The sequence below is a fragment of the Tardiphaga sp. 768_D3_N2_1 genome (assembly GCF_052076105.1).
Classification (GTDB): domain Bacteria; phylum Pseudomonadota; class Alphaproteobacteria; order Rhizobiales; family Xanthobacteraceae; genus Tardiphaga.
In genome coordinates this window covers 4704577-4716617 of sequence record NZ_CP197245.1, presented here as the reverse complement: position 1 = coordinate 4716617, position 12041 = coordinate 4704577, and the positions used below count along the sequence as shown (strand labels likewise).

10 protein-coding genes and 1 tRNA gene are annotated in these 12041 nt (G+C 61.8%); 6 read left to right on the top strand and 5 right to left on the bottom strand.

The features are described from left to right. Positions 1-97 precede the first annotated feature (97 nt). The 4 genes from AB8A27_RS22120 to AB8A27_RS22105 all read left to right on the top strand — a co-directional run bounded on the left by AB8A27_RS22120 (position 98) and on the right by AB8A27_RS22105 (position 4244). The gene (locus AB8A27_RS22120) at positions 98-880 is read left to right on the top strand and encodes a 3-hydroxybutyrate dehydrogenase (RefSeq protein WP_441243758.1); all 783 of its coding nucleotides are present in this window, start codon (positions 98-100) and stop codon (positions 878-880) included. 50 nt (positions 881-930) lie between these two features. Beyond that, positions 931-1704 carry an acetoacetate decarboxylase gene (locus AB8A27_RS22115; protein WP_441243757.1) on the top strand — a complete coding sequence of 258 codons (774 nt, stop codon included), beginning with the start codon at positions 931-933 and terminating at the stop codon, positions 1702-1704. Positions 1705-1842: 138 nt separating this feature from the next. Further along, a complete protein-coding gene (locus tag AB8A27_RS22110; RefSeq protein WP_441243756.1) occupies positions 1843-2874 on the top strand; it encodes a transporter in 1032 nt (343 codons plus the stop codon). A gap of 5 nt (positions 2875-2879) precedes the next feature. Beyond that, a complete protein-coding gene (locus tag AB8A27_RS22105; protein ID WP_441243755.1) occupies positions 2880-4244 on the top strand; it encodes a carbohydrate porin in 1365 nt (454 codons plus the stop codon). A 6-nt stretch (positions 4245-4250) separates the two neighbouring features. On the opposite strand, the gene AB8A27_RS22100 is transcribed toward AB8A27_RS22105, so the two are convergent. The 3 genes from AB8A27_RS22100 to AB8A27_RS22090 form a co-directional block, all read right to left on the bottom strand. Continuing rightward, positions 4251-5264 carry an LLM class flavin-dependent oxidoreductase gene (locus tag AB8A27_RS22100; protein ID WP_441243754.1) on the bottom strand — a complete coding sequence of 338 codons (1014 nt, stop codon included), beginning with the start codon at positions 5262-5264 and terminating at the stop codon, positions 4251-4253. Positions 5265-5362: 98 nt separating this feature from the next. Next, the gene (locus AB8A27_RS22095) at positions 5363-6277 is read right to left on the bottom strand and encodes an alpha/beta fold hydrolase (protein ID WP_441243753.1); all 915 of its coding nucleotides are present in this window, start codon (positions 6275-6277) and stop codon (positions 5363-5365) included. Between the two features lie 189 nt (positions 6278-6466). Next, the gene (locus AB8A27_RS22090; protein WP_441243752.1) at positions 6467-7693 is read right to left on the bottom strand and encodes a hypothetical protein; all 1227 of its coding nucleotides are present in this window, start codon (positions 7691-7693) and stop codon (positions 6467-6469) included. A 283-nt stretch (positions 7694-7976) separates the two neighbouring features. On the opposite strand from AB8A27_RS22090, the gene AB8A27_RS22085 reads away from it, so the two are divergent. Further along, a complete protein-coding gene (locus tag AB8A27_RS22085; RefSeq protein WP_441243751.1) occupies positions 7977-9194 on the top strand; it encodes an MFS transporter in 1218 nt (405 codons plus the stop codon). An 82-nt stretch (positions 9195-9276) separates the two neighbouring features. Here the strand turns inward: AB8A27_RS22085 and AB8A27_RS22080 are convergent, their stop codons facing one another. Continuing rightward, on the bottom strand, positions 9277-11001 hold the full coding sequence (locus AB8A27_RS22080) for a hypothetical protein (protein WP_441243750.1): 1725 nt from the start codon (positions 10999-11001) through the stop codon (positions 9277-9279). Between the two features lie 236 nt (positions 11002-11237). Then, positions 11238-11322, bottom strand: a tRNA-Leu gene (locus AB8A27_RS22075). Between the two features lie 176 nt (positions 11323-11498). Between AB8A27_RS22075 and AB8A27_RS22070 the strand changes: the two genes are divergently transcribed. Further along, positions 11499-12038: a disulfide bond formation protein B gene (locus AB8A27_RS22070; protein WP_441243749.1), complete on the top strand. Its 540-nt coding sequence runs from the start codon at positions 11499-11501 to the stop codon at positions 12036-12038. Positions 12039-12041 lie beyond the last annotated feature (3 nt).

Genomic DNA, 12041 nt, shown 5'->3' with positions numbered 1-12041 from the left:
GTGCGTCACGCCCCTGAAGGAAATTCCTCACACCGCCGTCAAACACCATCGTTAGCAAAGGGCAGATATTAATGATTGCTTACGAAGGGCCGCGCGCATGTTGTCTGGAAAGTCCGCTATCATCACCGGCTCCACCAGCGGCATCGGCCTTGGTATCGCGCGCGGTCTTGCGGCCAGCGGTGCAAACATTGTGCTGAACGGCTTTGGCGACGCCCGCGAGATCGAGGCGATCCGTAGCGAGCTCGCCGACAGCCATCAGGTGCGCGTACTCTATAGCGGCGCCAACATGGCCGACGGCAATGATATCGCGGCGATGATGGCGCAGGCCGCGCAGGAATTCGGCGGCGTCGATATCCTAGTCAACAATGCCGGCATTCAATATGTGGCGCCGCTCGAGGAATTCCCGGTCGAGAAGTGGGATGCGATCACGGCGATCAACCTCACGAGTGCGTTTCACACCACACGTCTCGCCATCCCCCACATGAAGGCGAAGTCCTGGGGCCGCATTGTCAATATCGCCTCGGCCCATGCGCTGGTCGCCTCGCCGTTCAAGTCGGCCTATGTCGCGGCCAAGCACGGCATTGCCGGCCTGACCAAGACGGCGGCGCTGGAAGTCGCCGAACACGGCATCACCGTGAACGCGGTATGCCCGGGCTATGTGATGACGCCGCTGGTTGAGAAGCAGATCCCGGAGCAGGCCAAGGCGCGCGGCATTACGGAGCAGCAGGTGATCTCGGATGTGCTGCTGGCCGCGCAGCCCACCAAACGTTTTGTCACCGTCGAAGAACTATCGTCCGTCGTCAATTTCCTCTGCACCGACCACGCCCGTTCGATCACCGGCATCACGCTGCCGGTCGATGGGGGCTGGACCGCTCACTGATTTCCACCCGGCGAATTCTACCCAGCGATTTCACACTCAAGGAGTTTCCGATGCGCCAGGAAGACATCCTCCGTTTGCCGTCGATGCCGATGGCCGGTCCGAGCTATCCCGCCGGTCCCTATCGCTTCATCAATCGCGAATTCCTTGTCATCACCTATGAGACCGATCCTGATCTGATCCGGATGGGCCTGCCCGAACCGCTGGAGCCGATCGAACAGCCCATCGTCCATTATGAGTGGATCAAGATGCCGGACTCATCCGGCTTCGGCAGCTATACGGAAACTGGCCTTGTGATCCCCGCACGCTTCAAGGGCGAGGACGTCAACTTCGTCTCGCAGATGTATCTGGACGATGATCCGCCGATCGCCGCCGGCCGCGAGATCTGGGGCTTTCCGAAGAAATACGCCCATCCCAAACTCGAAGTGGTCAAGGACACGCTGACCGGTACGCTCGAATATGCCGGGCAGCAGGTGGCCATGGGCACGATGGCCTACAAGCACGGCGCCATGGCTGGAAACGGGGAGGCGACGCTTGCGACGCTGTCCAAGACCCAGATCAATCTGAAGCTGATCCCCGGCGTCGATGGTAGCGCGGAAGTCTGCCAGCTCGTGGCGATCAACCTGACTGATATCACTGTCAAGGGCTCATGGTTCGGACCCGGACGTCTGCATCTGATCCCGCATGTCAACGCTCCGGTCGCCGACTTCCCCGTGCGCCGCGTGCTTGGCGCGCATCACTTCCTGGCCGACCTGACACTGCCTTATGGCCGTGTCGTCCACGACTACAACAAACAGGGCGACGAACTCGCCGAAGCCGCTGAATAGCAGCGGCTGACACACCCCTGTAACAAGGGTGTCATTAAGTGCCTGCGGCGGACTGACACAGTTGGAAAGCCGCAGGCATATTTTTTCAATTTTGGTGATGCATGCGTTTTGCGTGGCGTGAAGAGAAGCTGGTGCCCCATGCAGCTTGAGGTCCCGGTCGCATCGACACAGAGCGATTTCGCGTTGAACCCGTCCGATCCGATTCCGGGACTGGTCTGGGCTTTCCGCATCCATTCGGATGGCAAGCCGGAGCCGCTGCCTGTCGATGCGGGTATCGACATTGCCCATGGCGGTCTGTTGTGGCTGCATTTCAATCTCGCCGATACGCGCGCGCTGCAATGGCTGGCGCAGATCCCGTTGCATGCGCCGGAGCAGGCGCGGACGCTGCTGTTGTCGAAGGACACCTATCAGCAGCTTCATGCCACCGATGACAGCATCTATGGCGTGATCTCGGACCTGTTGCGCGATATCGATGAGGCGACCGAAGACACCGGCTATCTGCGCTTCGTGATGACCGAGCGTCTGTTGGTCAGCGGTCGACATCACGCGCTGTGTGCCGTCGATGCCACGCGCCGTTCGCTCGAGCAGGGCCAGCGCATCGACAGCATGGCCGCGCTGCTTGAAACCATCGTCGAAAATGTCTGCGACACCATGGACGGCGTCGCCGATAGTCTCGCACTGTCGCTCGACCAGATCGAGGAGCAGGTGGTCTCGGGCGATTCCCGTGACTTGCTGCAGAAGCTCGGTCGGTTGCGCCGGACCTGCGTCCGGCTGCATCGGCAACTCTCGGGACTGCGCATCGTATTCCAGCGGCTTGAGGCCAAAGGTCTGCGCGAGCTGAAGCCTGCGCTACAACTGCGCGCCGGCAAGCTGGCGCAGCGGCTCGACGGGCTGGATCACAACGTCGTCGAGATGCGCGAGCGCAGCCGGCTGTTGCAGGAAGAGCTGCATTTGCAGATCGAGGAACGCGGCAATGAAAGCCTGCGTGTGCTCTCGGTGCTCACCGCCCTGCTGCTGCCGCCGACGCTCGTCACTGGCATCTTCGGCATGAACACCAAGGGCCTGCCGCTCACCGATGTCGAAACCGGATTTCTCTGGGCGGGGTTACTGATTCTGGTGTCGTCGGCATCGGCCTATGCCGTGATGAAGCGCCTCAAGATCATCAGGTAGCCATCATGGTCGGTGCGTTTCCGTGCTCGATGGTCCGTGCGATCACGGCGCTCGCCGGCTTTGTTGTCATGTGTTGCATGATCTCGCTGTCTTCTGCCTATGCGGGCGACTGGCGCGATAGCGGCCTGAAGCCGATCAATGACCGGCTCGCCGAATGGGGCGTGGCGCTGTCAGCCACCTATATCGGCGAAGCGCTCGGCAATGCCTCCGGCGGCATCCGGCGCGGCGCGATTTACGAGGGACGGTTGGATGTCGGCGTCGATGTTGATCTCGACAAGGCGGTCGGCTGGAGCGGCGCCACCTTTCACGCCAATGTCTATCAGATCCACGGACCAGGCCTGTCGCGCGACTATATCGGCAATCTGATGCTGGTCAGCGGCATCGAGGCGCTGCCGGCGACGCGGCTCTATGAATTCTGGATCGAACAGTCGCTGTTCGGCGGCAGGCTGCTGGTGAAGGTCGGTCAGCAGCCCTCCGATATCGAATTCATCGACAGCAAATATGACGACATCTTCGTCAATTCGGCGCTGGGCTGGCCCGGCATCACCGGCGTGATCCTGCCGGCGGGCGGACCGTCGCCGCCGCTCGCGGTGCCGGGCGTTCGCTTCAAGGCCAATCTGTCGGATGCGTTCACGGCCTATCTCGCCGTGTTCAATGGCAGTGCGGCTGCGCCCGGCCTGAACGATCCGCAAATCGCCAACGCGCATGGCCTCGCATTTCGCGTCAACGATCCGCCGTGGATCATCGGGCAGTTGAAATACAGCTACAAGCTCGGGCCGTCGGAGTTGCCGGGGTCGATCACCGGCGGCGGCTGGGTGCATCTTGCCGAATTCGATGACGAGCGCTGGACCGCACAGGGCCTGTCGCAGGCCGATCCGGCCGGCACCGGCGAGCCGCTGATGCGGCGCGGCAATCGCGGCGTTTTCGCCGTCTATGAACAGCGGCTCGCCTTCAGCGCACTCGGGCCCGACAAGGGCATCGGCTTCTTTGCGCGCACATCGATCAGCCCGTCCGATCGCAATCTGATCACCTTCTATCTCGATGGCGGCATTCAGGTGTCGGGTTTCTCGGCGGAGCGGCCGGATGACCGGTTCGGCATCGCCATGACCTATGCACGCATTTCGGATGGCGCGCGCGGGCTGGATCGTGACGTGCAGCTCTTCACCGGCATTCAATCGCCCATTCGCGATTTCGAAGCCGTGCTGGAAATGACGTATCTTGCAATGGTTGCGCCTGGTGTCGCGGTGCAGCCGGTGTTTCAATATGTGATGCATCCCGCTGGCGGCGCCGTCGATCCCAACGATGCCACGCAGACGAAGCGAATCAAGGACGCCGCGGTGTTCGGCGTCCGCACCACCATCAATTTCTGAAACGTTTCAGCAGGCAGCTTCGGCCGGCGTTTTGCTCAGGCCTGCAGCGGCCTCCGCAATCATCTCGTAGGACTTCAGCCGCGTGGCGTGATCGTAAACGTCCGAGACGATCATCAGCTCATCCGCGCCGGTCTCCTCGACCAGCGCGGCGATGCCGGCGCGGACCGTTTCCTTGGAGCCGATGATCGATCGCCGCAGCATGCCCATGGCCTGCATCTTCTCGGCCGGCGACCAGTAGGTCTCGATATCGTCGATGGGCGGCGCGCTCAGGCCGCGGGTGCCGCGGAACATGTTGGTGAAGGACATTTGCTGCGTGGTCCACAGCCGCTTCGCTTCCGCATCGGTGTCGGCGGCGATGATGTTGACGCCGACCATGGCGTAAGGCTTCGCCGACTGTTCTGAGGCCTCGAAATGCTGGTGATAGATCTGCAGGGCGTGCAGCAATTGCTCGGGCGCGAAATGGGAGGCGAAAGCGTAGGGCAGGCCGAGGGCGGCGGCGAGCTGCGCGCCATAGGTCGAGGAGCCGAGAATCCACAGTGGCACGTCGGTGCCCGCGGCGGGCACCGCCTGCAGGCTCTGGTTCGGGCCGGCCGGTGCGAAATAGGCCTGCAGCTCCTGGATGTCCTGCGGGAAGTTGTCGGAATTCTGCAGCGAGCGGCGCAGCGCCCGCATGGTCATCTGGTCGGTGCCGGGCGCACGTCCCAGGCCGAGATCGATGCGGCCGGGAAACAGCCGGGCCAGCGTGCCGAACTGTTCGGCGATGACGATGGGCGCATGATTCGGGAGCATGATGCCGCCGGCGCCGACGCGAATGGTTTTGGTCCCCGCCGCGATATGGCCGATCACCACCGATGTCGCGGCGCTGGCGATGCCGATCATGTTGTGATGTTCGGCGACCCAGAAGCGCTGATAGCCCCACTTCTCCGCATGGCCGGCGAGATCGCGGGAATTGTCGAGCGCGCCGTGCGCATCGGTATCCTGGGTGACGCGGACGAGGTCGAGAATCGAAAGTGCGGTCATGACGGGGCTCCCATTGCCCCTGCCATGTGGGCATGGCCGGGGCCGATTGCCAGCCGGTTGCGTGGCCAGCATGGCAGCCCGGCGTTACCCCCGAGTGGTCAGGTCAGGCCCGCATGGAAGGCACGGACGATCGCGGCGCATTCGGCCGGCTTTTCCATCTGCATGAAATGCGAGGCGTCAGGCACGGTGGCGAAGGCGAAGCCGCCATCGCGCGCGAAGGCACGCTCCATGTCGACGAACGGGCTGGTTCTCGTCTTGGGCTCCCCGGCGACGAGCAGCACCGGCAGGCCGACGCTGCACATCCGCTCCCAGGCGCCCGGGAGATCCTGCATGGAGAAGATGCTGGCCTCGAATTCCCTGACGCAGGCGAGTTCATAGAGCTGCTTGTCGTCGTTCCAGCGCAGCGTGGATGCGGCGAGCGCCTGCAGCCCGGCATCGTCGACGCCGGCAAATGCCCTGCTGCGGCGATAGGAGTCGAACAGCTCCTGCACATTCGGAAAGCTGGTGCGACGCTGCGCGGCGCGTTCGGCGAGTCTGGTATTTTCCGCAAGGAAACTTGCGAATTCCGGATAGCTCGCTGGCGGCGTCGCCGGCGGTTCGAAGCCGACGATGCCGATCCACGGCGTCTTGTATTCGGCGGCATGCAGCAGGGTCGTCAGTGCGCTCATCGAATGAAATGCACCGAGGCTCGGCGCTGCGCCGAGTTCGCGCGTGATCCCCTGCATGATCGCCTCATAGTCGCGGATGAGCTGCGGCCAGACCTGCGGGATGGGCTGACGATACGGGCTGCTGCGGCCGTGATGACGAAAGTCAAACACCACGGTCTGGTAGTCATCGGTGAAGTGGCGCCAGAAACTTTGAAAAGCATCGATGGCGAGGCCATTGCCATGGCTGCAGATGATCCGCGGGCCTTGTCCATACACACGGACGCTGGCGGTGGCGCCGTCTTCGAGCGGAACCTGAAAAGAATGCGTCTCGGCCGCAAGGGCCGGCGCGGAAGGCGCATAGTCCATATGGGGAAGAATCCGTTATATATTGGAGCAGAAGGCGAAGCCGTTGCAGGCTTGGCCGGACCGCAGAGTCTAAGAGACTTTGTCTAAGAGACTTTGTCTAAAAGACTTTGCTGCTCACCGTCAGTTCGTACGTATTTGCAGGATACAAAGCGCTGCGGGGCGGTTCAAGCCGCAGCAGGTCATACCAGCTCAGCTGGAACGCCGGACGATGGCCACGCGCCCGTCGAGCGGAATCGTCGCGCGCCCGTCCGTTACCGGCACGCGGCGCCAGTCGGCATCGTCATTCGGACGGTTGAATGAGAGCGAAGCGGCAGGACCATCGACGGAAATGTCGATCGGTTCCGTGGGCACCGGGATGTCTTCGGCCTTCTCCACATTCCAGCAGCGCACCGCGCGCCATACCGCAAACAGCGGTTGTCCCTGCACATCCTGAAACGCGATGTGCCGCAGGTCCGGTGCCGCGGATGCCACGCGTAGCGGCTGGTTGTCGCTGGCGCGGCGTGCGTCTTTCAGCGCGGAGAGAAGATTCCGGATGGCGTGGTAGCCGGGCTTCGGCGCGCCGTCATTGCGGACAAGTCCCCAATGATGTTCGCCATCATTGGGATCGGTACCGCTATCGAAGAATTCGTAGAGGAACGTCCGGAGAATGCCGAGGCGGAAGTTGTTGAGCAGCAGCCGCGGCAGATAGAGCGCCGCGGCCGTCTCCGACACGCCGGAGGTGCCGGGCTTCACGACATTGCAGTAGCCGCATTCGGTTGCCAGCGCAGGCGCGCCGGGTTTGAACGCGTCGCGCATATTGTGGAGATACCACGACACCGCGGCGTAATCGTCGGATGTTTCCGGCTCCTGCGCACGCTGCACATAGGAATGGATAGCGACGGCGTCGCTGAACGGCGCGGCCGGGCGTAGCAGTGCGACGTCGGCGGGCTTCCAGTTGATCACACTCGGTGACAGCAGCGGCAACTCCGCCGCCGCATAGCGCGCGCGTAGTGCATCGTGCACCTCGCGCTGATAGTTCACGACGACATTGCTCCAGCCGGGCTTCGCCAGCGGCAGCGACAGGAACCAGTCGCTGTTGCCCTCGTTCTGGCCCTCCATCGCCGAGACGCGCTCGATGCCCAGTGCGGCGAGATAGGTCATCATCTCCGGCACGGTATTGGTCGCCGGCGACACCACAAGATTGAACAGGATGTTCGCGCGTTTGTTCAACGCGCGCCAGCGATCGAGATCGTTGCTTGGCCGCAACTCGTCGCGCAGATGGCGAATGCCGCTGGCTGCGAGCAGGTCGTGGAAACGGTGGAAATTACTCGCATATGGCTCGCTGCTGATATGCACATTGACGCCGACGCTGTCGGTGAAGCTGTCGGACGGGCCGGGAAGCGGCAGGGCGGCCAATGGACCAGGGCGCAGCATCATCGATGCCGCGCCTCCCCTCAGGATGGCTCGCCTGCTCAGGCTAGTCATTTCGATCCCGCACGCTTGAAGCCCAGTGCCCCTCCGGGCAGTCTGGGCCTGTTAGACTTAATAAACCGCCGATCGACAAGAGATGTTCTCGTCAGCGATCAACCGCGCGCTGGTCATGCTATCGGCAAACCACCTGCGCGCTCGCAAAAACGTGAGCTGCGACGGCCCTTGGCCTGTCGGCTCCGGGCCGCCCCGTGCGTCTTTCACTCAGTGAACGCTGACATGGAGACCTGGAATGACCGATTCTCACTATCGCTGGGTAATCGTCGCCGCGGGCGGCCTTCTGGGCTGCGTCGCCATCGGCGGCATGTTTTCGCTGCCGGTGTTCCTGCAGCCGATCGCGCGGGATACCGGCTGGTCGGTCACCGGTATATCGAGTGCCATGACGATTGGTTTCCTCGCAATGGCTGTCACCAGCATGATCTGGGGCACCTTGTCCGACCGGATGGGGCCACTCCCGGTAGTGTTGACCGGGTCGGTCGTGCTCGCGTCAAGTCTGGCGCTCGCGAGTCTCGCGACATCTCTGATCGTGTTTCAGTTTGTTTTCGGGCTGATGGTCGGCGGCGCCACCGCCGCGATTTTTGCGCCGATGATGGCGGCGGTCACCGGCTGGTTCGATACGCATCGCAGCCTGGCCGTGTCGCTGGTTTCGGCGGGGATGGGCATGGCGCCCATGACCATGTCGCCGCTGGCGGCCTGGCTCGTTTCGAACCACGATTGGCGCACCTCGATGCAGATCGTGGCCGTCGTCGTGGCCGCGATCATGATTCCAGTCTCGCTGCTGGTGCGCCGCGCGCCGGCGCTGGCGAGCGCGCCTCCCGCTCCATCCGCCGAGCCGGTGCAAGCAGAGATGTCGCGCGCGCAGGCGCTACGCTCGCCGCAGTTCATCATCCTGCTGCTGACGAATTTCTTCTGCTGTGCCACGCATTCAGGGCCGATCATCCATACTGTGAGCTACGCGATCAGCTGCGGCATACCGATTGTCACTGCGGTCACGATCTATAGCGTCGAAGGTCTGGCAGGGATGGGCGGCCGTATTGCCTTCGGCCTGCTCGGCGACCGTTTTGGCGCCAAGCGTATACTGGTCCTTGGCTTGCTCGCCCAGGCGTTCGGCGCGCTCGGTTTTGTCTTCGTGCGTGAGCTCGGCGGGTTCTACACCGTGGCGTCGGTCTTTGGCTTCATCTATGCCGGCACCATGCCGCTCTACGCCGTTCTCGCGCGCGAAAACTTTCCGTTGCGGATGATGGGCACAGTGATCGGTGGAACGGCCATGGCCGGCAGTCTTGGCATGGCGACTGGACCTCTCGCCGGAGGTTTGATCTACGACGCGTTCGCCAGCTACGCTTGGCTCTATATCGGCTCCTGGATCATGGGGCTCGGCGCTTTCCTGATCGCAATGACATTCAGGCCGATGCCGGTCGTGAAAGCGGAGCCCGCCGCCCTGCCGGCGTGAGGACAAATCGTCCAGAGCATGTCGGTCCGTGCAATTTGCTGCGTGGTTAAGAGGCCCGGAACTTCATACGAAACGATCGTGTCTAATTGCGGCATTCGGCAGCTCGGCCGATATCATAGAGCGACCGTTCCGGGTCCTCGTAGATCAAACATGTAGCAGGCAGTTCTCGCTTCACAGCGGACATGACCGCTTCTGACGTATCCCGCTTCTCTATGAACACGCCGTCAAATCCGATCGCTCTGGCCCGCGCGATAAGTTTGGCAGGCTCTTCGTCCGCGGAAAGCTTTGATTTCAAATCCGCGAAGCCCGGCTGGCGTTCTGATGTACCAAAACTCCATTTGGTGTTTGATCCGCGAGCGTCAAAGATGGGGCCATAGTGATGCATCTGATATTCGGGCCACGAAGCGATGGGCAATTGCAGGATGTGGGTGAGGCCAGCACTGCTTTTGGCCTTGAGCGCCTCAGTGAAGCTTCTGATCATGCCCTGGGTTTTGATGTCATTTGAGGTCCACGCAAGTCTATCGGTCAAAATGCCTGCCACGGAGACGCTTGACGAGAGTATGCCGATCAAAGCCAGATATGCGAGCAGCCTTCCCCATCTTGAGCGCCCTTGCAATGCGAAGTGAACGACCGAAGCGGCAACGAAGATTGCAAGAAACGTCAGAAATGGCATTAGCCTTGATTGCCCCCGAAGCGCAGGATTTACCAACGTATTAAAGAGATATCCCGTGCCCCCACGGCTAGCGAAAACCAGTCCAATTGTGATCAGCGTGGCTGCGGGAATGATGCGTCGAAGACCGCGGTCAATCGTGTTGTTGTTGAACGCCCAGAGTGCGACCAAGGGCGAAGAAATGATAATCACCGACAGTACGATGCCCGGCCATTCGTGGTGACCTTCTCCAATCAACGTATCAATTCGCTCGCGGTCATATCTCGTGATCACTTTGGGAAGACCGGGTATCCAGCTGAAAGAATAGAGTGCGTCTGAAATTGAAAGCCCGTGTCTGAACTGCTCCCACGGAGCGCGTTTCGGAGCGCCAGACGTTAGAAGGCTGATATTCGGGCCGAGAGATCCTGCAAGAAGGAGGACCACGACTATGGTGGACAGCCCCGCAAACACGACAATGGGCCGGACACTCATGGTCCGAAACGAAAATGCGATGATCGAGAACCCCATGAGCAGCAGGGTAAACATCGCGTAGTATAGACCCGACGTCGAGATGATGAACAAAGACACCAGAAAGAATCGTGATTTTATCAGTTGAAAGAGCTGGGTTTCATTCTCCGCGAAATTGATCAAAAGCGTGAGGGTCGCGCCAAATGCTGCTGCGGCGTAGACCGAAAGAAAGTCATGATTGACACCGCGTATTTGAAAGTAACCAGTTACCGTGAACGCAATCGCTCCGATCAGCGAGAGTATGGGGCCAACGTCTAGTTTGCGCAGGCAGACAAATCCCGAGATTGCCATGGCGGCGATTGCAATGACGTAGAAGATCTTCACCGTTGTGAAGACGTCGAATCCGAGCTTCGCGATCAGGAGCAAAGCGAATTTGAGCAGTGGCTCGAACTCCGGCCAGTAGGCCGTTTTAAGGCCGTAGGGGTAGCCGAGGAGATTGCTGCTCCAAAATCCTTGCCCCTCCATCAGCTGCCGGGCGGGCGACAGAAGAAACACATGGTCTCCGGAAACAGATAGCGGTCCAGCTGACCAGATGCTCAATGCGCCTTGGATGATCAGGCAAGCTGCAACTGCTGCCGAGCAGCAAATGACATCCAGCCAACGCGTATCAAGTCGAATTGACGATCGCATGGGTTCTCCTGGCTCGCATCCAAGGTAGAAACTCAACGACTGGGCGTAAAGTGGCTCGGCGAACCGTCGTGGAGACTGTTTTCCGCTTCACGGGGGCGTTCATAGGGTGATCAGGCGCTGGCTTGGAGGGGCACGGCTTTCGGCAATCTGGCCGACACGGAAACGTCGCGAAGGAGTGGCGAGCGAGTCGTCGAAGTGCCGAATGAAAGAGGCGATCAACGCGCGCAACAAGCTGTTGGTGCCCCTGGCCGGAATCGAACCAGCACTCCTTGCGGAACTCGATTTTGAGTCGAGCGCGTCTACCAATTCCGCCACAGGGGCCTTCGGACGCCGGCCGGGGCCGGGGTCGCGAAGCGGGCGGAATATAGCGGGCGCGGGCGGCGGGTCAACCTGCGGTTTGGCCGATAGGGCCGCCGCGCACACTCCAGTGTGATCGGGGCTGTCTCGACAGGGTGGTGCCCCCGGGATAGGACGCAGCAGCCACTCCGGAGAGCACCGTGACTGCCCAGACCGCCCCTCGATCCGCGCCCGCGCAGGCGTCATCCAACCCGGCGCTGGTCGCCGCACTGGTGGTCGGCCTGATCGCACTGGCGACGCTGGCAGGGGCCTGGTTCTTCCAGCTGGTGCTGGATATCCGGCCGTGCCCGCTCTGCCTCGAACAGCGTTATGCCTATTATCTCGCGATCCCGCTGGCGGTGCTGGTGGCGATTGCGGCCGCCAGGGACGCGCCGCGCGGTCTGGTTGTAACCGGCCTCGTGGTGCTGGCGCTGGCGGCGCTCGGCAATGCGGTGCTCGGCGGCTATCACGCCGGGGTCGAATGGAAATTCTGGCAGGGGCCGACGGACTGTTCGGGGCCGGTGGTCGATCTCGGCAAGGCCGGCAGCCTGCTGGAGCGCCTTGACACCGTGAAAGTGATCCGCTGCGACGAGGTGCAGTGGCGTTTCCTCGGCCTGTCGCTGGCCGGCTACAATGTGCTGATCTCGCTGTTGATGGCGGCGATCGCAGTGTGGGGCGCCGGCAAGACCGCACGGCGCTGATCC

Coding starts and splice junctions, on each gene's coding strand:
- AB8A27_RS22100 (WP_441243754.1), bottom strand. CDS start 5,264: ATGACCGCACTTTCGATTCTCGACCTCGTCCGCGTCACCCAGGATACC.
- AB8A27_RS22115 (WP_441243757.1), top strand. CDS start 931: ATGCGCCAGGAAGACATCCTCCGTTTGCCGTCGATGCCGATGGCCGGT.
- AB8A27_RS22120 (WP_441243758.1), top strand. CDS start 98: ATGTTGTCTGGAAAGTCCGCTATCATCACCGGCTCCACCAGCGGCATC.
- AB8A27_RS22110 (WP_441243756.1), top strand. CDS start 1,843: ATGCAGCTTGAGGTCCCGGTCGCATCGACACAGAGCGATTTCGCGTTG.
- AB8A27_RS22105 (WP_441243755.1), top strand. CDS start 2,880: ATGGTCGGTGCGTTTCCGTGCTCGATGGTCCGTGCGATCACGGCGCTC.
- AB8A27_RS22090 (WP_441243752.1), bottom strand. CDS start 7,693: ATGATGCTGCGCCCTGGTCCATTGGCCGCCCTGCCGCTTCCCGGCCCG.
- AB8A27_RS22095 (WP_441243753.1), bottom strand. CDS start 6,277: ATGGACTATGCGCCTTCCGCGCCGGCCCTTGCGGCCGAGACGCATTCT.
- AB8A27_RS22080 (WP_441243750.1), bottom strand. CDS start 11,001: ATGCGATCGTCAATTCGACTTGATACGCGTTGGCTGGATGTCATTTGC.
- AB8A27_RS22085 (WP_441243751.1), top strand. CDS start 7,977: ATGACCGATTCTCACTATCGCTGGGTAATCGTCGCCGCGGGCGGCCTT.